The following is a 20,989-nucleotide window of genomic DNA, read 5'->3' on the forward strand; positions in this document are numbered from 1 at the left end:
GCTATTTCTTGACTCGCGAAACCCGATCTCCGGACGCGCGCTTCGAACTCTCGGTCAGGCGCTCGTAGCGAACGCCGGTGAAAAGCAGGATCTGCGCCTCGACTGGTTTTCTGCCCTTGCGGCGGCGCGTCTGGGACAGACGGTCCGCCAATGCGACGACTATTGCCATTCTCGTCTCCATGCACGGCCCGAGACGGATGAACTGCGAAATCTCACCCTGCCCGCCTATGCGAGCCAGCGCGTCCTATAAAGCCCGATCAGGCCCCCGAGGCATCCGCGCCTTTCTCACGGCACTGTTCGAAATACCGTGATGTGAAACTCGACGACCGAAGCACTCGACCGCCGTGTTCATTTCCGAATTGAGACATATGACGGTTAACAGATGGTTAATTTCATGCGTGAACATTAGCTTCTTCTACGACACGATATAAACGCGCTGTGCCGTGTTTTGGTTTCAAACGTCGCACAAGAAGATTCGGTCCACAACGGCGCAATGATATTAGCATTAATTCATATACTTAACGCAGGTTGTGCCGGCAAGGCCGGTTCGACCTCCGTCGACGGATTCGTGTCACGAAAATATCAATTGCGGTCGCCGGCAATACCGGTATGGTTGTGGCATCGTCGGCAAATCTGAGCCGGCCGGCTGGGCACTGTTCCATTCACAGCGAACAAGGAAGGGGCTGAAATGTCTTTGCTTATCGGTTCGACATTTTCCCCCGAGGACCTGGATGTGCTTCGCCATGCACTCGATGCCTGGTGCCTGGAGAAGCGGATCGACATCAAGAGCGCCGAAGCCCAGTTGGCAGCATCCGCGGCACTGGACCTCTATCAGTCCGGAAATAACAGCGCCGAAAGACTTCTGGCGGCGCTTCGCGGGCATAAGGGATTGTAGTTTCCCTCAGATATCGAACCTAATGAAGGCCACTGTCGCGCGCCGGACGACGTGGCACCTTCTGGCACAATTTTAATAAAGTCTTCAGTAACCATTAACCCTGCCCGTGTAGGATTTGTTCATAACCTATGTGGGGTAAGGGGCGTCCCTCCGCGTCCAGTCCTGCGACATCCCTTTTTGCGTTTCCAGGGTGTGTTCTTGTGCGTGACCGGTTCAGAGACCTAGAGACCCCCTCCGCCAGCCGGAAGAAGGACGTGGTGCTCATGGCGACAGTCAGCAGCTTCGAGGGCTTGCAGCCGCCCACCCGTTCGGAACTGCGCCAATTCGCCGAACTCTTCACGCCACTGTTTCAGGCTTCCTCCGACGAGGCGCGGCGGCAGGCAGTGGCCGCCCTTTCGCAATGCCCGCAGATTCCGGCAGCCGTTGCGCTCTTCGTTGGCTGCCAGGCGATCGATATCGCCGCGCCTTTCCTCACCTCCTCGCCGGCGATTGACGACGAAACCCTGATCACGATTGCGCGCACGCAGGGCAGCGCGCACATGAAGGCCATCGTCAGCAGAGAGGCTCTCTCCCCGCGGGTCATCGATGCCCTGGTCGGGCTGCGGCAAGCCGAACAGCGGCTGGCGGCCCCGCCGGAAGCCGAACCACCCAGTGTGGCGCCGGAACCACCGGCTGCGACCTCGCTCGAGGATATCGAAGCTGCCGCCCGCCGCGCCAGCGAAGAGGAAATGCGCAACCGGATCCGGGAGCTCGCTCGTCACGTCGCCAGCCCTGAAGGCGATCGGCTCGGACTGCGGCACCTCTCCCCAATCCAGGCTGCCCTCCTCGTCCGCTTTGCCCGCAACCGGGAGGCAACGCTTTTCGCCAAGGCGCTCGCCGATGGGCTTTCCGCCAGCCGCTGGCTAGCCGAGCGCATCTTGCTCGATATCTCGGGACAGCAGCTTGCGACCACGCTTATCAGTCTCGGCATGGATTTCCTCGACGCCGTCTTCGTTCTCGAGAAGCTGTATCCGCACCTCGCCGAACCGCAGCATGGTGTAACGCGGGCCTGGATGGTGCTGGACGGACTCGATCCGGAAGAGTGCAATGCCCGCGTCGAAGCGTGGCGCCGCGCAGACAGCTATACCTACCTGCCGGACGAGGCAGAAACGGCCCGCTCGGGCCACGAGGTTCCTCCCACCCGCGACCGGCGCGTTATCGGCCGCACCCGCTGATCTTGGCTATAGCGGGTTCTCGCGCCCGCCGGCGAGTGGGACGATATCTCCGAGGTCTTCGGCTTCAAGCTCGACAATCCAGAGATCCGGGTCGAACTTCCGTTCCCGCTCAAGCATCTCCCTCACCTTATCAGGCTCAGCCCGCATCAAGCGCTGCTCGAACAGTCGCTCACCGCTCGTTTCGTCGTCGAAGACGCTTTGCGGCGCCGGGCCATAAAGCGTTTCGAGTCCATCGCGAAAATGCTGGCGGATAAAAACGGCGCCTGCCTCGTCGGCGCCCTTTGCCTCGACAGCGGCGAAGTCGCCCTTGCCGAACACACGACGCACGAGGGCGGAAACGAAGATGTCGGTGCGCAATCTCATTCGCGAGCTATAGCAGACAAACCGCCGGCCGCAATGCTGCGACGGCCCTTCAGAGTGCTCCGATTTCCTTGAGCTTCTTCAGAACGGCCTCGCTTGGCTCGCCATTCTCCGGCAGGTTGTAGTGCTTCTGGAAATGCCGGATGGCGGTGCGGGTCTGTTCGCCGGGCACGCCGTCTACCCCGACGTTGGCGTAGGCCATGTTGCTCAGACCCTTCTGGATCTTCAGCACGAGATCGACGGTCGACAGCTCGGCCGACTGCGCCATTTTCTTCGCCGGTGTCGGAGCGGTCTTGATGGTCTTCTCGGCGCTGCGGATGGCAGCGGCGACCGGATCCTCGGCCGACGCTTTCGACGTGACGTCCGCGGGCGGCTTTTCCAGCGGCACCGCAGAGGGCCCGACCGAGTCGGTCCTGAGCGCTGCCAGCACCACGGGCGTCGCATCGCCCGTTTGCGGCATGCCGACGGTTTCCTCGAAGAACAGGATCGCCGCGCTGGTGCGTGGACCGATGACCCCATCCGGCGTGCCGTTGTAGAGTCCTCGCCGCACCAGCTCAGTCTGGATGTCCATGACGATCTGGCTCGGTTGCTGACCACCAGGCGCTACCGGCGTCGCGTTCGTCTGCGTGGCGTCGGCCTCGTCCTGTCGTTCGATCTTGAAGGTGGTGACGTTGCCGCTGTGCTCCTCAACGGCCGGACGCGCGCCGAGCACGTTCGGGAACAGCGGATCGCGTGTGCGCAGAAAGGGGTGTGGGTGCGCGCCCGGCTGATACCAGAGGGCGTTGGCAGCAACGAAACTGAAGATGACCAGGAAGGCTGCGGTGCCGCCGGCGACCGACGGGTTGCGGCCAATCACGCCGCCAAGCGCGCTTGCGCCCTGCAGCCCCAATCCGCCAACGACGGACGCCCCGGTGAGAAGCAGGCCCGGCCGTTTTTGCCGGCCCCGCCTTCCCTTAGGCGATTTTCGCTTGCTCGTGGCCATCGAAAAGCCCCTCTTCCAAAACACCGACCGACGTCGGTGCAGCCTTCAGTCGCGGCGGGAACTCGACAAGATCGTTGCGGGCCGTGCCCGCAGCCGGAATGCCGGATCCGTCCGCTGCAATCGAAATCGTGATGATGGTGCCGGCGCCCGGCGTGCTGGCGATTGCGAAGTCGCCGCCATGCAGCGCCACCAAGCCCTTCACCAGCGACAGACCGAGCCCCGTCCCTTCGAATCTGCGGCTATAGTCGTTCTGGATCTGGACAAAAGGTTGGCCGAGCATTTCCAGCTTGTCGCCCGGAATGCCGATGCCGGTGTCGCTGACGCAGAGGTTCAGAACGCCGTCGCGCATCGACGCATCGATCGAGATCGCACCGCCCGCATCGGTGAATTTCACGGCGTTGCCGACGAGATTGATGAGGATCTGCTGGATCGCGCGCTGGTCCGCGATCACCTCGTCAAGACCGCGCTGGACGCGGCTCGTCAGCGATACGCCCTTGGTTTTCGCCTGCAGCGCCAGCATCGCCTCGCAGGAACGAACGACCGACGCAATGTCGAACGGTTCGAGGCAGAGTTCGTAGCGACCGGCTTCGATCTTGCTCATATCCAGCATGGTGTTGACGACCGAGAGCAGATGCGCGCCAGAATCCCGGACAAGGCCGACATACTCCCGCTGACGTTCGTTCTCGAACTTGCCGAAATACTCGCCGAGCAGGATGTCGGAGAAGCCGAGGATGGCATTGAGCGGCGTGCGCAGTTCGTGGCTGACGGCGGCAAGAAACCGCGATTTTGCATCGTTGGCCGAGCGGGCGTCGGCGGCGCGGTTCTGCGCCTCCTGCCGCAACTGCTGCTCCAACGAGACATCGCGCAGCTGGGCAATCACGCTGAAGAGCACGCCGTCACTATCCTGACGCGCTGTCAGGTCGATACGCAGGTAGGCAAACTGTCTGTTGTCGCGCGAAACGGATGGCCGTTCGAGGCGCACGTCGACGGTCGCAGCCTCCTCGCCCTGGCGGAGCTGGTCCAGCGCCTGCAGAAAGAGGATGCGGTCGGAGACATGGATCTGATCGACAAAGCCCTTGCCGATCGGATCGCGCATCCAGGCGAGATACTCCCGCTTGTCGCGACCGCCAACAGTGGTGACGTTGCCCTGCGGATCCATGAAGAAGGCAAGACCGGCGATTGCCTCCATGAAGAATTCTTCGGCAACGGGCGCGGCGGCTGCCGCCGTTGCGGTGCTCTGGCGCGACAGGGCAATGCTGCCCACAGCGGAGAACAGGAAGGCTGCGCAAACCGTCGTGACGCCGACAGGCAGCGCGATCGCGGGACTGGTAACGAAGGAGAGTCCAAAGGGCGCCGCAACGAGAGCGGCCGACGAGAGCAACGCCAATCGGCGCAGGATCATCAGTTCGCGCTGGCGCGCGGCTGCACCGCCTCCCGTCCGGGAGAGCCAGCTTCCAGCCGCCCGGTCCACGAGGGCTGCCGCCCGCTCTGCGATCTTACTCATTACACGCACGCAATACCCGCCCAAAAAAGGCTCTTTACCAAGGCGGACAATAGGCCTTGGGCGCTTAAGGAAAGGATAAGGGAAAAGCCGCCTCCACACCTCAAAAGGGCGAAATGTCCCGTTTTCGAGCATCTGGAGGCGGCTTTGATTTTTACGGTTAACGGGCGGTAAGCGACGGATTTCGCTCATATTTCAGCTCGTCGTTAACCTTTGTGGCAGCTTCGCCGCAAGGTTTGCCTGCAATTACAGGAGGTGGCCCGTTACATGCTTAACGAGGGTCGCTACAATTTGACTGAAATGCGGCGCAAATCCCGTTCATTAAAATTCGAGCTAAATTTGCCGCAAATGCCGACGAGTTTCGAAAACTGGCATTCGCAACTCTGCTCTAAGGTCAAAGCACACCGGAAGGCCGGACCGATTCGGCAGCAAGACCGAACGGGAAAACAGGATGGGCAACGACGATGTGGTTTCTGATCAAAGGATCATTCTGGTTCGGACTTGTGCTCGTGCTCTTGTCGTTCTTCAGCGGCGAAAGCCCGACCAGCTCGCAACCGAAATTGCAGTTTTCCGACGCCTTTGTCGCTGCGACTGGCGCCTATGACTACGTGACCGGCATGTGCGGCGAGAAGCCGGAGGTCTGCGTCAAGGGTGCTGAGACAATGGCCGCGCTCGGTCAGCGGGCCCGTGAAGGCGCCCGTGTTGCCTACGAACTCCTCGACAGCCGCTTTGGCGACGACACGACCTCCAAGGCTGCTGTCGCTGCGAACGCCCCGGTCGCTCCTGTCGTGGCACTGGCGCCGTCGCATACGGAATCGCAGGTGCAGGAACGGACGGCAGCGCTGAACCAGCCGATGCCTTACCGCCCGCCGCTTGACGATGCCGATGAAGGCCTTTCCGACACCGTGACGACAGGCACGATTCCGCTGCCGACACCGCGCCCGGCCACCTGAGAATTTCGCGGGCTTTCCCGCAACCAAGCTTGCACCGGCGATCCGCGAAGCTGCGGAAAGTCCCGTGCCTGACGTGCCTGCCCTGTTTATTTTCAGCTTTTGCTGCGCCGCGAGGATGCCCATCCTTCGCGGCGTTTCTTTTTAATGGTTCAAATCTGGCTGCGTTTCACCTATATGAAATCCTGATAACGAAAGGCCAGAATGCATGACGTCCCTCGAGCAGATCCTCGAAGATTTCTCCTTCCTCGACGATTGGGAAGACCGCTATCGCTATGTGATCGAGCTCGGCAAGGCGCTTCCCGACCTTCCCGACGACAAAAAGACGTCGGCCAACAAGGTGATGGGCTGCGCCAGCCAAGTCTGGCTCGTTACGCACACCGATGGGGACCCTGATAATCCCCTCATGACCTTCGAGGGAGATTCCGACGCGCATATCGTGCGCGGGCTGGTGGCGATCGTGCTGGCGACCTATTCCGGCAAAACCGCCTCCGAGATCGCCGCGCTCGACGCTTTCGACGTGTTCTCGAAGATCGGCCTTGTCGAGCACCTTTCCTCGCAGCGCGCCAACGGCCTGCGCTCGATGGTCAACCGCATCCGCGAGGAAGCGCGCGTGCGCGCGGTGGCTTAAAGCATGCCTCCCGAAAGTGGTCACCGGTTTCGGGATAAGACATGCGAGAAACAACTGGCTGAAGCGCATGAGCGAATCCGAAAGATCGCGACGCGCTTTAGCTGCGACCTCCTCATCACGAATAGAGTTCGGGTCGATATCCCTCGGCACCCCAATGCTCCACGCGGGCCCGGCGTGCGGGCATGGGCGGATTGTAGTGCCGTGAGAGCACCATCAGCGCGGTGCGCAGCATCAGTTTGGCGGAGCGTGCCGGCCACTGACGCTCTCGCTCCACAGTCTCCAACCCCTTCATGAAGCAGCAGACATCGAGTGCCACTCCGGCAAGCTCCGGTCCCATGGCCTCGAGCGCACGATTGACCGCGACCCGCGCGGCAATTGCACTGTCGGTCAGATCAGCCATGCCGCCACGCTCTCCTTTCGCGCGGCTTGCGTGGTGCGGTTCCCAGGAAGCGGTGACCCGCGGCTGCAACTGACCGCGCGTAAAATCCGCAAGCAGCCGCTCGCCGGCGGCGAGTGCCGCCGCCGACAGGAAAGGCCCGCCGGTCTTTTCCTTCAACCGCGCAAGGCCCGATAGCGGCGATTCCTCCCGATTGATCCGTACTGGCTGCCGCCGTCCGTCGCCGACCTCGGCCACGGCATGGTCGATTGCGCCGTGTTGTTCGATGAAGGCTTCCTCTCTCAGGGACGCGGCCCGCCTAAGATAAGAGCGCGCGGCGGGGGCGAGGCAAATCCAACCGCCCGTCCGGCTAACGAGCCCTGCCGACACCGCCGCAGCCAACAGGGATTGAGACACGATGTGAAGCGCGCCATCGCCCAAATGCAGCAACAGGGCCGAGCCCTCGCATGCCTGCTCACGGGCCTCGCCACGCGCAAGGAACCTCAAAAGCTTCACCATGGCCTTATGCGCATCACTCATTTCCAAACACTCCATTCGATCGGAAAACAGAAACGACCGTCCGTTCGACGACAGCGACGAATTCATCGAACGCCGGATCATCACGACGATCCTCGACCACGTGGCAGGCATGACCGACCGTCGTGCGGTCGCGTCCGAAGGCTTTGGCGATCTCGCAAAGGGGGATCTGAAGGGCGACGTGGCAAACATACATGGCGATCTGCCTGATATGGCATAGCGTGCGGCGGCGATCCCGACGCATCTGGATGCGATGGCTGGCAAGCATGACCATCTCGGTGGTGATCTGTGCGCAGATGCGGCAGACAATACGGACCGGCACCGTTGCGGGAGGGGGAACGAAACCGGAAGCGCTTTGACTTGTTATCGCCTCGGGGAAGGACGGCGCAGAAGCGCCCGGCAAAGTGAAATTGGCAATCGGCATATGAATACTCCCATAAAATAGGAATTAATTCATACACCTTACACGGCAACGAGAACGAACAAAAGCGTTATCGCGCAACTTTCTGTTGATCTTCCTCGTCGATTTCCTTAAGAGGCGGAATAAATAGGATTATTTTCCACATTCATTCCCATCCCAAAAGCACAAAAGCCGGGCTTCCGCCCGGCTCTACAGGATTAAATCAATCCTTGGCAACGATCAGACGCGGCCGCGCTTGCGGCGCTGGCCGAGCCCCATTTCCTTTGCGAGGCGCGAACGCGCTTCAGCATAAGCTGGAGCTACCATCGGGTAATCGACAGGAAGTTCCCACTTTTCGCGGTACTCTTCGGGCGACAGGCTATGGTGGGTCATCAGGTGACGCTTCAGCGACTTGAAGTTGCCGCCGCATTCCAGGCAGGTGATCTGCTCATCCTGAACAGACTTACGCACCGATACCGCCGGCTTCTGCTTTTCGACAATGGCCGTTGCAGGTGTTGGCGCCGACGTATTGCTCAGTGCTGAATGCACATCCGAGATCAGGTTAGCCAGATCGCCAACTGGGACCACATGATTGCTGACATAGGCGGCAACAATATCTGCGGTAAGCTCCACCAGCAATTCCGGCCCGCTACCGGCTGCAGTATCCGTCATAATACGTTTCTCCTGTTTCAATGCTCCAAAGGTCCAAGCCTCGTCAGCCAAGACCGTCATCGTAGAGCCAACAGCAAAAAACTCAGGCTACGGCTACCTGTTTCGAAAAACTGAAATCCACCCCTAGATTCCTGAGGCCGAAACCCGTTTCTTATACTGCCCGATTTCGAATTAGTACGTTGTCACGCAGGCTACTTCCTCAATTAAACAGTGAAATGCAAAGCCAACGAGGAAATAAGCAACGTGATTCTAATTCAATATCAGAACTCTACTTGGACATCCAAATATCACCGTTTTGCGAAAACGCCAATTATTATTTCGTATATATCTACCGAAAAATGCCCAACTCGCAAGAATTGTCTGCACAAGACCCAAACATTAACCATTAAGAAATCTGCAAAAGGGTGCAAAAATCAACTTAAAATACTGAATCGGAAGCGCTCTCATCTTTCAACTAGATCATCACGCACCGATTGAGGCCCGAGACGGTACCCTGTTTGATGTGCTGCCTTCGCCAGAAGATGTGCGGCGACCGGTGCCGTTAACAGAAAAAAGACGAAACCGGCCAGCGCTCGCGCAAAGACTGCAACCTCGCCCGAGGCGATCCCCGCAGCAACGAGCAGCATGCCGGAACCGACCGTTCCCGCCTTGGAAGCGGCATGCATCCGCGTATAGAGGTCGGGCAGGCGCACGATGCCGAGAGCGGCGACAAGTGCGAAAGAGGAGCCGGCAAGCAGCAGGAATGTGACGGCAAGTGCTACCGCATAGTCCATCATGCCCTACCCTTTCTTCCGTTCGCGCGGCTGCGTTTGGCTGCCACTTGGGGCTTTTTCGGGGCACGTACCGTTTTTTCGCTGTGCCGTCCTGCAACAGTGCCGCGAGACATCACGAAACGCGCAAAGGCGACCGTCGCCAGAAAGCCGACCAGACCTAGCGAGATGGCGATGTCGATGTAGAGGCTGAAGCCGGTCTTGACCGCCAATACAGCGATGAAGCCGATCGCCGTGCCCGAGAGCGTGTCGAGAGCCAGGATCCGATCGGGCAGTGTCGGGCCGGCAACGACCCGCCAGCCCGCCAGCAGAAAGGCGACGCCGAGGATGATGAGGGCGATCGCGGCGGCGGTAGAAACGATGGCAACAGGGGAAATCATCGGAACGCCTCCAGGATCCGCCGCTCAAAGCCGTTGGCGATGTCGCGCTTGGTTCCCTCCGGATCTGAGCAGTCCAGCGCGTGGACGTATAGCGTCTTGCGGTCGTCTGACACATCGACGGACAGCGTACCCGGCGTCAGCGTAATCATGTTGGCGAGAAGCGTGATCTCGAAATCGCGGTCGACGGTGAGCGGAAAGGCAAAAATGCCAGGCTGCAGCCGCATAGTGGGCGTCAGCACCGTAGCGGCGACCTTCAACGCCGAGATCGCCAGTTCCTTCAGAAACAGCAGGCCGAGGAGCATGATCGACCGTGAGCGGCGAAGATACCCCCGGCTGCCGTAGGGTTCGCGAACGACAGACAGGCACAAGGCGGCCACAACAAATCCGAACAGGAGATTGTGCGGCGAGGCACTGCCGGTGACGGTAGCCCAGGCGATGGCCAAAAGGACGTTCAACAGCAGGGCAATCATGGCATCCCTCCGTCCGGGAAGACCGATTGCAGATAGGACGTCGGGTCAATGAGGCCGGTCGCTGCGGCCTGTGCCATCTCCAACAACTGCTCGGGCAAAATGCCGAAAGCGACGACAAGAGCGGTCAGGATGATGAGCGGCAGTCCCGTTTGCCAGCGGATGGAGGCTGCAGCCGGCGGTGCCGTTGCCGGTCGCCAGTAGGCGAGCAGGAAGACGCGTCCGAATACGACGGTCAGCAGGAAGCCGCCGATGAGGATCGCGGCGGCCAGCCACCAGGCGCCGACGTCGATCGATGCTCTGACCAAAATCACCTTCGGCCAGAAGCCGGAAAAGGGCGGCAATCCGCACGCGGCGACGAAGAGGATGAAAGAGATCGCCGCAAAACCGCTACTGCGACGGTAGAGGCCGCCGAGCCCGGCCAGCGAGAAACCGCCGGCAAGGGCGGCCGCCTGTCCAGCCAGAAGGTATAACGCCGTCATCAGGACCATCGAATGCAGCGCGTAGAAGATTGCGCCGGACAGGCCGCCCGGCGTGCCGAGCGCTATCCCGACCAGCATGTTGCCGATGCCCGAGATCACGACGTAGCCGAGGAGCTTGCGGATATCGTCCTGCGCCAGCGCCCCAAGTGCGCCGACGACAATGGTCGCTGCCCCGGTTGCCGCAATCAGAAGGCTCAATTGTTCGCGCTCGATCGGCAGCAGCATGACCATGACGCGAATGAGGGCGTAGACGCCGACCTTGGTCAGCAGACCGGCAAACAGTGCCGACACGACGATGCGCGGGGTATGATAGGAGGCCGGCAGCCAGAAATTGACAGGAAAGGCAGCGGCCTTCATGGCAAAGGCCAGCAGCAAGAGGGCCGACAGGGTCATCAGCGGCGCGGTGTCGCGCACACTCTCCACCTTGCCAGCGATATCGGCCATGTTGAGCGTGCCGAAGACAGCGTAGACGATGCCGACCGAGATCAGGAACAGCGTCGTGCCGATCAGGTTCAGCACCGCATATTTCATGGCTCCATCGATCTGCCCGCGCTCGGAGCCGAGGATCAACATGCCGAAGGACGAAATGAGAAGCACCTCGAACCAGACATAGAGGTTGAAGACGTCGCCTGTCAGGAACGCACCGGAAACGCCTGCCATCAGAAGCAAAAGGAAGGGAAAGAAACCGTATCGGCGGCCGCTTTCGGTCACGTCCTTCAGTGCGAAGAGGCCGCCGGCAAGCGCGGCGATGGCAGCGGCCAGGGCCATCAAAGCGCCAAAGAGATCGACCGTGAAGGCGATGCCGAACGGCGGAAGCCAACGCCCCATGACCATGGTCAGCGGACCATGCGCGACGACCTCTGCCAACAGCGCGGCATCCAGCAGGACCAGAACGGCGAGGCCCGGAATGGCGACCTGCGCCTGCAGCCGCAGCGAACCGCGCATCATCAGCAGCGCGGCGCCGAGTGTAATACAGAGCGCCACGGGTGCAATGACGAGCCAGCTGGCGAGCGGCAATGGTGCCGTGACCATCGCAGCCGAGAGATCGGTGATCGTGCTTGACGGAGCCGCCATCTAGTACCCCATCGGCGGCAGCGGTGGATCGACGGGTTCGGCGACACGCATTTCGTCGGTGTTGTCGGTGCCGATGTCCTGATAGGCGCGATAGGTCAGCACCAGCAGGAAGGCGAGGAAGGAAAACGAGATGACGATCGCCGTCAGGATCAGGGCCTGCGGCAGTGGGTTGGCGGCGCCGTCCGGGAGCGTATCGAGGTTTGCCGGGATGATCGGCGGCACCTCTCGCGTCAACCGCCCAGCCGTAAACAGCAAGAGATTCACGGCGTTGCCGAGGACGGCGATGCCGAGCATGATCCGGATCGAGAATTTCGACAGCATCAGATAGATCGCGGCAGCGAAGAACAGGCCGACGAGAATTGCAAACAGCGGCTCCATCACTCGACCTCCCTTTCCTCAAGCGCCAATGCGATCGACGTGATGGCGCCGACGACGACCAGATAGACCCCGATATCAAACAGCATGACGGTCGAGAGCGGTACTTCGACACCTGCTATTTCAGGATAGATCCAAAGCCCGGTCATGAACGGCACTGCAAAGACGATCGACAGCAGGCCGGCGCAAGTCGCCATAAGAAGACCGGCGCCCGATATCGACAGCGGATGGAAGACGATGGCGCGGCGCACGGCGCCGACACCGCGGGCAATGCCGAAGATCGCCAGCGCCGAGGCGGCAATCAGCCCGCCGATGAAGCCGCCGCCCGGCTCGTTGTGGCCGCGCAGCAGGACGAAGACGGAAAACAGCAGCATCAGGGCCGTCAGCACCGGCGCGATCGTACGGAAGATCAGCGTGTTCATGGGCGCTCGACTCCGAGAGCCTCAGGAGCATCAGGATCGTTTTCGGCAAGCTTGCGCTCGGTCTGCGCGCGGATGCGAATGAGGGCGAGGATCGCAAGGCCGGTGATGGCAACAACGGCGATCTCGCCCAGCGTGTCGGTACCGCGGAAATCGACGATGATGACGTTCACGACGTTGGCGCCGTGAGCGATGGTCTTCGAGTAGGTGTTGAAGAACTCGGTCAGCGCATTGTTGAACGGTGTCTGCGTGGCTTTCATCAGGAGCAGCGCGAAGCCGGAGCCGCAGGCAATCGCGATGCAGCCGTCGAATATCTTCTGGCCAAGCGGTCTCCGGTCGGTCGGCGACAATTGAAGGCGGGTCATGACCAGCGCCAGGATGACGACCGATAGCGTCTCCACCATGAACTGCGTGAAAGACAGGTCGGGCGCGCCAAACAGCAGGAATATAATGGCGACGGAGAAGCCCTGGATGCCGAGCGAGACGATCGCCGTCAGCCGGTCGCGCGCGACAACGACGCTTAACAGACCAAGGACGGCGAGCAGGAAGATCGCCCCTTCGTGGATCTGGACCTCACGTGGCCAGACAGGCAACGCCGGCATTTCGCCGTAGAGCCAGAGCGGAACGAGCAGGATCGCGGCGAGGCAGAGGAAGGTGCAGGTGATGTAGAGTTCAAGCCGGCCCGGCTGGATGAACCGCGTTACGCGAACCGCCAATCTGGTCAGGCCGGTGATAAAGGCGTCAAACCCACGATCCGGTCCCGGTCCGAGCTTGCGCAGTACACTCGCCATGAGCAGACGCGCCTGGTCTATCCGGCAATAGACAAGAGTGCCGAGCGCGATCGTTAGAACCGACAGAAGCAACGGCACACCGACATGCGGGATCAGGGAAATCTCGATCACGCTCGCCGTTCCGCGAACGGCGGATGCCGTCGGAGACGAGATGTAGTGATGCGCAGTCGCGGAGAACACCGCGGCCATCAGTCCCAACAGCGCCAGCACGACTGGGCCGACCCACAGCAACGGCGGTGCCTCGTGCGGATGTTTGGGCGTTGCAAGGACCGGCCCGAGGAACGGCTTCAGCGCCACGGCGAAGCCGATCGCAAACATCAGCGTATTGCCGCTTACCGCAACCACTGTAAAGACGATCGACCGTGGGTCCGTATGTGCCAGGGCGGCATAGATTTCCTCCTTGGCGAGGAAGCCGAAGAACGGCGGCAGACCGCCCATGGAGATCGCCGCGGCAAGTGCGGCCGCAAAGGTCAGCGGCATCGCCGTCCGCAAGCCGCGCAGCTTTGTGATGTCGCGCGTGCCGGTTTCATGGTCGATGATGCCAGCAACCATGAACAGCGCGCCCTTGAAGAGCGAATGCGCCACGAGGTAGAGCGCTGCGGCCTCGACGGCATAGGGCGCTCCGAAGCCGGTCAGCAGCACAAGCAGCCCGAGCGAGGAAACGGTGGTATAGGCAAGTTGCAGCTTGAGATCGGTCTGGCGGATCGCAAGCAGCGTACCGACGATCAAGGTCACGCCGCCGAAGAGCGGCAGCAAGGTCTCCCAGGCCGATGTCCCGCCCATGACGGGATTGAGCCGCATCAGAAGATAGACGCCCGCCTTCACCATCGTTGCCGAATGCAGGTAGGCGGAGACCGGCGTCGGCGCCTCCATCGCGTTCGGCAGCCAGAAATGAAACGGAAACTGCGCCGATTTGGTGAACGCGCCGCCGAGAACAAGGATCAGGATCGCCAGATAGTATGGATTGGCGCGCAAGAGATCGCCGGACTGCAGCAGCGTCGACAGGTCGGTCGCGTTTGTCGTGCTCCAGATCAGGAGCAGGCCGGCCAGCAGCAGAAGGCCGCCACCGCCGGTGACGACGAGCGCCTGCAGGGCGGCACGACGGGCGGCCTCGCGCTCATGGTCGAACCCGATCAAGAGGAACGACGTGATCGACGTCAGTTCCCAGAAGATGAAGAGCATCAGCAGGCTGTCCGAGACGACGAGGCCGAGCATGGCGCCCATGAACAGGAAGATAAACGAGAAGAAACGCCCCTGATCCGGGTGCCCCTTGAGGTATCCGCCGGCGTAAAGGACGATGAGCGTGCCGATCCCGGTGATCAGCAGCGCGAAAGTCAGCGAAAGACCGTCGAGCAGCCAGGAAAAGCGGAGGTCAAAGCTTGGCACCCAGGCATAGCCGCCTGTTATCACCTCGCCGCCCGCGATGACCGGCAACAGGCTGGCGAAGTGCGCAAAGGCGAGCAACGGCGCAAGCGCCAATGGCCAGGCGGCGTTTGCACCAAAGGCGCGGACGGCAAAGGGAGCGAGGACGGCGCCGAGAAGTGGCAGACACAAGGCCGCAAATGTCAAAGCCGTGACACCGGCCATGTGCCCTCCCCTGCTGGCAACGCTTCGTGGAGCCGGCAAACGCCGGAAGTCCCGTCAGGTGTACGAGAACAGCGGCGCGGTCACAAGTCTTGTTCGACCGAGAGCCGCCACCAGCGGTGGATACTCACAGGGAACCGCTCATCCGTGTCCATAGACATCGCTTGCAGCGTCCTCGAGGCATTTCTTGAAGCGATTTCACGCTGGGCGGCACAGGACGCTTTAGGCCTTCGCGCACGACCGGCCCTCTTAAAAGCAACAAAGGGATTGCCGTTTCGCTAGGCCGGGTGCCGCTTTACCGTGATCCGCATCCCCTTGATCCAGCCGGCATTCCGCACCACATTGCTGGCGAAAAAACATGCCGTCCCCCAGGCGCGAAAGGATCAAACCATGGCCGATACGACAATCGCCAAAGTTCACAAGACCGACGCGGAGTGGAAGGAACAGCTGACGCCCGAGCAATACCGGATCACCCGGCAGCACGGTACCGAACGTGCCTTCACCGGGCCCTATTGGGATTCGTTCGAAACCGGGCTCTATCGCTGCGTTGGTTGCAATTCACCGCTGTTCCGCTCCGATACGAAATTTGACGCCGGTTGCGGCTGGCCAAGCTATTTCGAGGCGGTCTCGCCCGACGCTGTAACCGAACATCGCGACACGACCTACGGGATGGTCCGCACGGAAATCCGCTGCGGCACCTGCGATGCCCATCTGGGCCACGTATTTCCCGACGGCCCGCCGCCGACCGGCCTGCGGTACTGCATCAACGGCCACGCGATGGTGTTCGAGCCGGACAAATAAGGCGCAGGCCCGAGGGTCTGCCTCCACTGATCCTCCTAGAAGCGTTCGACGACCGCGCGGACGCTTTCATCTAGCGACAGGCGCGATGTATCCAATATCGCGCATTTTTTCGCCAAGGCCTCGCGGCGGAGGAAGGTCGCCCAGATCATCATTTCGGCGTTGGCAAGCTCCGGCTGCCGGCGCTCGACTGACAGGCGATGCGTTCTTGTTTCGTCATCGCAATCGATAAGCAGGGGCAAATAGGCAATGCCCGTTGCCGTCGCCGCCTCTTCCAGAAATGCAAGGCGCATCTGGCCTTCGAGCAGTTGATTGCGGCCGGCGTGCTGTGCCTCCGCGAGGCTCTCAAACCACTTGAAGGTCATGGCCCGCTGCCAGCCCGCCGGCGAGCCGTAGTCGGCCGTCATCCGGGAGAGCGGGGGGACGCCGATGTCATCAAAATGGTAGACGTCGATCTCACCCCGGTCGGCGACCGCCTTGGAGATCGCCGTTTTGCCCGATCCGGAAGCGCCTGTGAGAACGATGAGGCTCACTTCGTGACCCTAAGCTCCATGCAGGTCAGATCCAGCCAGCGGCCGAACTTCGTGCCCACCTCCAAAAAGGTTCCGGCAACGCGGAATCCCAGCTTTTCATGCAGCTTGATGGAAGCGGCGTTCTCAGCCTCGATGCCGGCGATCATCACGTGGATGTTGGCCCCGGCCGCCCGCTCGATCAGCCCCCGCATCAGCATTTCGCCGATGCCGGCACCGCGGCAATCCTTGTCGACGTAGACCGAGTGCTCGACCGTGTGGCGGTAGCCGTCGAAGGTCCGCCAATCGCCATAGGAGGCATAGCCTGCGACCTTGCCATCCCTCTCCGCTACGATGACCGGAAAGCCTCTTGCCTTTCGCGCCTTGAACCACTCGACGCGGTTGTCAAGGTCAACCAGCATCTCGTTCCAGATCGCCGTCGTGTGCTCGACGGCGTGATTGTAGATATCGCGGATGACAGGGAGATCGGCTTCGGTGGCGTCGCGCACGAGAACGGCGTCGGTCATATCAGGTCCAGTTTCAGTTCGGTTCCGCCAAGCGGCATACGCCCCGCAATCGGCGTTGTAAACCGACGAAATCGTGCGACCGAAACCATCCCTCCCGACCGGAGTGAGGCGCCGCTGTCAGGGGAAACCCGTTGATATTGGCTCAGAGCCCGGCGTTCGCCATGCTGAAGCAGGTAAGCACGGCCGAATAGTGCACGGCCGCCGCGGCCACCACGAAACCGTGCCAGATGGCGTTCTGGAAGCGCAGCTTTTCCCAGACGTGAAAGATAACGCCGAGAGAGTAGATAACACCACCAACGACGATCAGCAGCATCGATACGAACGGGATACGCTCGGCCACCGGTCCGGCCACGAAGATGCCGCTCCACCCCATCCCGAGATAAAGCAGGATGGTAAGCTTGTCGAAACGACCGGGAAAGGCGCATTTCAGGAGGATGCCAAGCGCCGCGGTCACCCAGATCCCGATCAGCATCCCGAACAGAAGCGGACTATCGGCGCCGCGCTCCAGGAAAGGAGTGTAGGTGGCGGCAATCAGGATGAAAATCGACGAATGATCGAGGCGGCGAAGGTACCACTTGGTGCGTGAAACAGGCCAAGCATTGTAGGAGAAGGAGATACCGATGGTCAGAACAAGTCCGACGCTGTAGATCCACGCGGCGGCGAGTTCGCCATGGGAACTCCAGACCGTGGCGTAAAAGATCAGAACGGTTGCACCGATAAGCGCGAACGCCAAGCCGACACCGTGAACGACGCCGTCGGCGATCAGTTCGTACTTGTCGTAAGCCCAGCGGATGCCGTTGAACTCTGCCATGCCGGGAACCCCTCACCTCTCCACCAGATCGTCGCACTGAACCGGTCTCCGGGCAACACAACAGCGATGGCACGCCGTTAAATCTTCGTGAGCTTCCGACGCCTTCCGGTTTCAATGCGGAGATATACAGACGCGAAGGAAAAAGGTAGTCCCAAAGACGGCCATCCCTTGACGACGTGGCAGACAAATCAGCTCATGCAATCCTCGCAAAGAGGGGCGTACGGCACCGCGCCGAGACGCTGTTTGGAAATCGGCTCGCCGCAGCGAACGCAGATGCCATACGTGCCTTTCGCGATCCGATCGAGGGCGGCGCCGATGGCGCGCAGCTCTTCCTGGCCGGCCTGCCCAAGCCCTTCCAGCACTTCGTCGTTCTCGCTCTCGGTCGCGCGGTCGTCGCTGTCCTGCTCCTTGGTGCGTCCGAGATCGACGTCGATGCGGGTCAGCCGCGATTCAAGCTCGCGCTGGCGGTCGCGTAGGATCGTCTCGTAGGTCTGCGTGTCAGTCATGGAAATTCCTCCATCGGTCCTGTGCCATCTTTCTCCTTAGCGCTGCCTGTCGACCAGCACAGAGCATTTGGCATGCCTGACGACACGGTCGGCGGTGGCGCCGATGAAGTAGTTGCTGAAGTCGGGGATATGCGAAGCGACGATGATGAGATCCGCATCATGCGCTTCTGCGGCGGCGAGGATGCTGTGCGCCGGGCGGCCATGACCGATTTCGATGGATGCAGGTATGCCGCTGGTGCGGATCAACATGCCAAGCTTTTCCTCGGCATCATCGATCGCGTTCTGGATCAGTTCAGCGGGCAAATCGATCGCAACATAGGTGGGAACGTCCTCGACGACGTTGAGCAAAACGATCTCGCCGCCCGTATCAAGGAGCGTGGATGCCTTGCGGAAAGCCCGCTCGCCACTGTCCAACGCGCCTATTTCGATCGGAACGATGATTTTCTTGTACATTCAGGCCCTCCAGCATAACCGTTTTCAACGGCCACATCCTCTCAGGAGATAAATAAGGCGCTTTGATCAAGATCAAGATCGCCGCGGATTTCGTCAACAATCGTCGAACGCTGAATCGCCAAAATAAGGACTTCTGTGAACAATTGGAATCCGCCATATAGAATTCAAGTACAGCGACCGGGGGGACTTCTGAGGAAAATGGACCGGCGCAAATTCCTTGGTTTCGCTACGGGCGGCGCTCTTGCCGCCACCGCCGGTACGCCTCGCCCATCCACGGCAGGAGATAGACACATGACCACCGAAACGTCCTACGCCCTGACACGCCCTGCCTATGTCGACCAGTCGCATCTCGTCGTCACCGACCTGCCGCTGGTTTCCAGCTTCTATCAGTCCATGCTCGGCCTTGATGTCATCGAGAAGAGTGCCAGCGGCGAAGTCCTCGGCGTCGATGGCACGCCGCTTCTGACGCTGACGACGGGCAAGGGTGTCCGCGTCGCGCCCCGCAATGCCGCGGGCCTCTTCCATACGGCCTTCCTGATGCCCAGCCGCACCGAGCTTGCACGCTGGCTACGCCACGCTGCACACCACAACGTCGTCCTGGAAGGTGCATCCGATCACCTCGTCAGCGAGGCAATCTACCTCTCCGACCCCGAGGGCAACGGCATCGAGATCTATGCCGACCGACCGCACGACGAGTGGAAGTTCCACCCGGATGGCCAAGTGGAAATGGCGACGCATCGACTGGATTTGCAGGCGCTTTACAACAGCGCGCCCGATGATGCCTGGAACGGCATGGCTGACGGCACCGCAATCGGCCACATCCACCTGCAGGTCGGCGACATTCCGGAAGCGGACGCCTTCTACCGGGATGTGCTCGGGCTGAAGCTGATGGCGCGTTATCCCGGCGCCAGCTTCTTTGCGACGGGCGACTATCACCACCACGTCGCTGCCAACATCTGGAACAGCCGCGGCGCCGGAACGCGCGCCGACCGCATGACCGGGCTTTCGGACTATACGCTTCGCTTCAACGACAAAGCCTCGCTCGACAAGGCCGTCGCAAAGCTCGACGAACTCGAGATCAAGAGCGAGAAGCGCAATGGCGGGACCTTCCTGCACGATCCCTGGGGCATCGGTCTGACACTGTCAGCCTGACGCGCGAACAGCAGCTGGAATTAAGCCGACCGACAGGGCCGCAACGGAGCCCGCCGCAAGCGATCCGAGAAGCGGCCCTGCCTCCCCGCCGAACATCCCCCAAGATGCAAGGCCAAGGGCTGCCCTACGGAACCTCAATCGCCTCTTGTGCGTTGTTTGCGCGAAGCATCAGGGCTTCCGGGGGATCGTATTTCCATGGGAATTGCCAACGGCATCCGCAAGAAGGCAAGCAAGATCGCAATGGGCGAGCGCCATGTCAGCGCTTGGGCCGAGAAACTGACGCAGGCGACAGAAGAGCTGCCACCGCAAGCGCCGGTCCGCCGCCTCGAAAAGGACGGTCTTGATATCAGCATGGCCTGGGCCGTGATCGGCATCTTCGGCGTGCTCGCCTTTTCGGCCATTTACATGATGTCGCTGATCCTCATTCCGGTAACGCTTGCCATCGTCGTCGGCATGATCCTCGGCCTGCTCGCGGAAAAGCTCAGCAAGCTCGGCGTGCCGCGCGTCACCAACGCGGTGATCCTGTCTACCGGTGTCGCGCTCGTCATCGCCCTCGTTGCCAATTCACTTTCCGGGCCGGTAGCGACGCTCGTCAACGAAGGGCCGGCCTTCGTCGAAAAGACCTTCAGTCGCCTGATGCCGTACCTCGAGCGGATCAAATGGCTGCACATCACGCCCGAAACCTTCCAGAGCGGGCCGATGTCGACCGACAAACTCCTGGAGAATACCGGCAACGTGCTGCACCTGGTCAGCGCCAATCTGACCCCCGCGCTTGTACAAGCGCTGATCTTTTTTGCCGCGCTTCTGCTCTTTCTGGCCGGGCGCATCACCCTGCGCAAATCGATCATCATGGTATTCCGGTCGCGGTCGCAGCGACTGGCGGCCATCCGCGTGATCAACGGCGTGGAACAGGTGCTCGGCTTCTACTTTGCGACGGCATCGTTGATCTACGCCTGCCTTGGCATCACGATGATGATCATCGCATACGTGGGGGGCCTGTCGGCTCCCGTGCTTTGGGGCTTCTTCGCCTTCCTGTCCAGTTTTGTCCCCTATCTCGGCATCACGATGATGACGCTGGCCGTCGCGATCGCCGGCATCATCACACACGACAGCCTTGTATTTGGCCTGATGCCGGCTGCGGCCTTCTTTATCGTGCACCTCGTCATGGAAAACCTGATTTTCCCGGCGGTGATGGGAAAACGATTGGAAATCAATCCCTTCGTCGTGTTCCTCGCAATTCTGTTCTGGACTTGGATGTGGGGCGCGGTTGGTGCTATGCTGGCGCTACCACTATCGCTGATTGTCATGACCATCATCGATGAACTTTTCATCGAAGAGAGACTGCAACCGCAATTGCCGAAATAATTGAGGTA

26 protein-coding genes are annotated in these 20,989 nt (G+C 60.9%); 7 read left to right on the forward strand and 19 right to left on the reverse strand.

Annotation, left to right across the window (positions count from 1 at the left end; translation table 11 throughout):
- Position 1: 1 nt before the first annotated feature.
- Positions 2-169 carry a hypothetical protein gene (locus FHT76_RS10305; protein WP_016553270.1) on the reverse strand — a complete coding sequence of 56 codons (168 nt, stop codon included), beginning with the start codon at positions 167-169 and terminating at the stop codon, positions 2-4.
- 519 nt (positions 170-688) lie between these two features.
- On the opposite strand from FHT76_RS10305, the gene FHT76_RS10310 reads away from it, so the two are divergent.
- Together FHT76_RS10310 and FHT76_RS10315 are read left to right on the forward strand one after the other, a co-directional pair.
- Positions 689-895, forward strand: a complete 207-nt coding sequence (locus FHT76_RS10310; protein ID WP_016553269.1) for a hypothetical protein — start codon at positions 689-691, stop codon at positions 893-895.
- A 200-nt stretch (positions 896-1,095) separates the two neighbouring features.
- Positions 1,096-2,109 carry a DUF2336 domain-containing protein gene (locus FHT76_RS10315; protein ID WP_183859644.1) on the forward strand — a complete coding sequence of 338 codons (1,014 nt, stop codon included), beginning with the start codon at positions 1,096-1,098 and terminating at the stop codon, positions 2,107-2,109.
- 6 nt (positions 2,110-2,115) lie between these two features.
- Here FHT76_RS10315 and FHT76_RS10320 read toward each other — a convergent pair whose 3' ends face one another.
- Genes FHT76_RS10320 through FHT76_RS10330 form a run of 3 tightly spaced genes read right to left on the reverse strand, consistent with a single transcriptional unit; the run spans position 2,116 to position 4,955 of the window.
- Positions 2,116-2,472 carry a DUF1491 family protein gene (locus FHT76_RS10320; protein WP_183859646.1) on the reverse strand — a complete coding sequence of 119 codons (357 nt, stop codon included), beginning with the start codon at positions 2,470-2,472 and terminating at the stop codon, positions 2,116-2,118.
- A gap of 49 nt (positions 2,473-2,521) precedes the next feature.
- Positions 2,522-3,451 (reverse strand): peptidoglycan-binding domain-containing protein, encoded by a 930-nt coding sequence (locus FHT76_RS10325; protein WP_183859648.1) that lies wholly within the window; start codon positions 3,449-3,451, stop codon positions 2,522-2,524.
- Positions 3,423-4,955: a HAMP domain-containing sensor histidine kinase gene (locus FHT76_RS10330; RefSeq protein ID WP_183859650.1), complete on the reverse strand. Its 1,533-nt coding sequence runs from the start codon at positions 4,953-4,955 to the stop codon at positions 3,423-3,425. The genes FHT76_RS10325 and FHT76_RS10330 overlap by 29 nt, the downstream gene beginning before the upstream one ends.
- Before the next feature lie 461 nt (positions 4,956-5,416).
- On the opposite strand from FHT76_RS10330, the gene FHT76_RS10335 reads away from it, so the two are divergent.
- Positions 5,417-5,905, forward strand: a complete 489-nt coding sequence (locus FHT76_RS10335) for a DUF5330 domain-containing protein (protein ID WP_183859652.1) — start codon at positions 5,417-5,419, stop codon at positions 5,903-5,905.
- 205 nt (positions 5,906-6,110) lie between these two features.
- Positions 6,111-6,533 carry a SufE family protein gene (locus tag FHT76_RS10340; RefSeq protein ID WP_183751876.1) on the forward strand — a complete coding sequence of 141 codons (423 nt, stop codon included), beginning with the start codon at positions 6,111-6,113 and terminating at the stop codon, positions 6,531-6,533.
- Between the two features lie 115 nt (positions 6,534-6,648).
- Here the strand turns inward: FHT76_RS10340 and FHT76_RS10345 are convergent, their stop codons facing one another.
- The 10 genes from FHT76_RS10345 to FHT76_RS10390 form a co-directional block, all read right to left on the reverse strand.
- Complete coding sequence (locus tag FHT76_RS10345; RefSeq protein WP_259185584.1) at positions 6,649-7,449, reverse strand: DUF6456 domain-containing protein; 801 nt, start codon at positions 7,447-7,449, stop codon at positions 6,649-6,651.
- Entirely contained in the window at positions 7,442-7,870 is a 429-nt protein-coding gene (locus FHT76_RS10350; RefSeq protein WP_183859656.1) for a helix-turn-helix domain-containing protein, read from the reverse strand. Before FHT76_RS10350 ends, FHT76_RS10345 begins: the two co-directional genes overlap by 8 nt.
- Positions 7,871-8,086: 216 nt before the next feature.
- Positions 8,087-8,518, reverse strand: a complete 432-nt coding sequence (locus tag FHT76_RS10355; protein WP_016553260.1) for a MucR family transcriptional regulator — start codon at positions 8,516-8,518, stop codon at positions 8,087-8,089.
- A 443-nt stretch (positions 8,519-8,961) separates the two neighbouring features.
- Positions 8,962-9,294 carry a monovalent cation/H(+) antiporter subunit G gene (mnhG, locus tag FHT76_RS10360; RefSeq protein ID WP_016553259.1) on the reverse strand — a complete coding sequence of 111 codons (333 nt, stop codon included), beginning with the start codon at positions 9,292-9,294 and terminating at the stop codon, positions 8,962-8,964.
- Positions 9,291-9,668: a cation:proton antiporter gene (locus FHT76_RS10365; RefSeq protein WP_183859658.1), complete on the reverse strand. Its 378-nt coding sequence runs from the start codon at positions 9,666-9,668 to the stop codon at positions 9,291-9,293. Before FHT76_RS10365 ends, mnhG begins: the two co-directional genes overlap by 4 nt.
- Complete coding sequence (locus FHT76_RS10370; protein WP_183859660.1) at positions 9,665-10,138, reverse strand: Na+/H+ antiporter subunit E; 474 nt, start codon at positions 10,136-10,138, stop codon at positions 9,665-9,667. The genes FHT76_RS10365 and FHT76_RS10370 overlap by 4 nt, the downstream gene beginning before the upstream one ends.
- Positions 10,135-11,691, reverse strand: coding sequence for a Na+/H+ antiporter subunit D (locus FHT76_RS10375; RefSeq protein ID WP_183859662.1), 1,557 nt, complete (start codon positions 11,689-11,691; stop codon positions 10,135-10,137). The genes FHT76_RS10370 and FHT76_RS10375 overlap by 4 nt, the downstream gene beginning before the upstream one ends.
- A complete protein-coding gene (locus tag FHT76_RS10380) occupies positions 11,692-12,069 on the reverse strand; it encodes a Na+/H+ antiporter subunit C (protein WP_112660994.1) in 378 nt (125 codons plus the stop codon).
- Positions 12,069-12,488 (reverse strand): Na+/H+ antiporter subunit B, encoded by a 420-nt coding sequence (locus tag FHT76_RS10385; protein ID WP_113574883.1) that lies wholly within the window; start codon positions 12,486-12,488, stop codon positions 12,069-12,071. The genes FHT76_RS10380 and FHT76_RS10385 overlap by 1 nt, the downstream gene beginning before the upstream one ends.
- Entirely contained in the window at positions 12,485-14,863 is a 2,379-nt protein-coding gene (locus FHT76_RS10390) for a putative monovalent cation/H+ antiporter subunit A (RefSeq protein ID WP_183859664.1), read from the reverse strand. The genes FHT76_RS10385 and FHT76_RS10390 overlap by 4 nt, the downstream gene beginning before the upstream one ends.
- Positions 14,864-15,250: 387 nt before the next feature.
- Here FHT76_RS10390 and msrB point away from each other — a divergent pair, with 387 nt between their 5' ends.
- Positions 15,251-15,661: a peptide-methionine (R)-S-oxide reductase MsrB gene (msrB, locus tag FHT76_RS10395; RefSeq protein ID WP_183753827.1), complete on the forward strand. Its 411-nt coding sequence runs from the start codon at positions 15,251-15,253 to the stop codon at positions 15,659-15,661.
- 35 nt (positions 15,662-15,696) lie between these two features.
- Here msrB and FHT76_RS10400 read toward each other — a convergent pair whose 3' ends face one another.
- From FHT76_RS10400 to FHT76_RS10420, 5 genes are all read right to left on the reverse strand, one after another.
- Positions 15,697-16,191, reverse strand: a complete 495-nt coding sequence (locus tag FHT76_RS10400) for an AAA family ATPase (RefSeq protein ID WP_183751891.1) — start codon at positions 16,189-16,191, stop codon at positions 15,697-15,699.
- Positions 16,188-16,694: a GNAT family N-acetyltransferase gene (locus FHT76_RS10405; RefSeq protein WP_183859666.1), complete on the reverse strand. Its 507-nt coding sequence runs from the start codon at positions 16,692-16,694 to the stop codon at positions 16,188-16,190. Before FHT76_RS10405 ends, FHT76_RS10400 begins: the two co-directional genes overlap by 4 nt.
- A 142-nt stretch (positions 16,695-16,836) precedes the next feature.
- The gene (locus FHT76_RS10410) at positions 16,837-17,505 is read right to left on the reverse strand and encodes a hemolysin III family protein (protein ID WP_183751895.1); all 669 of its coding nucleotides are present in this window, start codon (positions 17,503-17,505) and stop codon (positions 16,837-16,839) included.
- Between the two features lie 188 nt (positions 17,506-17,693).
- The gene (locus tag FHT76_RS10415) at positions 17,694-18,011 is read right to left on the reverse strand and encodes a TraR/DksA family transcriptional regulator (protein WP_016553248.1); all 318 of its coding nucleotides are present in this window, start codon (positions 18,009-18,011) and stop codon (positions 17,694-17,696) included.
- A gap of 36 nt (positions 18,012-18,047) precedes the next feature.
- Complete coding sequence (locus FHT76_RS10420) at positions 18,048-18,464, reverse strand: universal stress protein (RefSeq protein ID WP_183751897.1); 417 nt, start codon at positions 18,462-18,464, stop codon at positions 18,048-18,050.
- 291 nt (positions 18,465-18,755) lie between these two features.
- Between FHT76_RS10420 and FHT76_RS10425 the strand changes: the two genes are divergently transcribed.
- Together FHT76_RS10425 and FHT76_RS10430 are read left to right on the forward strand one after the other, a co-directional pair.
- Positions 18,756-19,616 carry a VOC family protein gene (locus tag FHT76_RS10425; protein ID WP_183859668.1) on the forward strand — a complete coding sequence of 287 codons (861 nt, stop codon included), beginning with the start codon at positions 18,756-18,758 and terminating at the stop codon, positions 19,614-19,616.
- A gap of 195 nt (positions 19,617-19,811) precedes the next feature.
- Positions 19,812-20,981 (forward strand): AI-2E family transporter, encoded by a 1,170-nt coding sequence (locus FHT76_RS10430; RefSeq protein ID WP_183859670.1) that lies wholly within the window; start codon positions 19,812-19,814, stop codon positions 20,979-20,981.
- The last annotated feature ends 8 nt before the right edge of the window (positions 20,982-20,989 follow it).

This window comes from Rhizobium sp. BK176 (genome assembly GCF_024808055.1).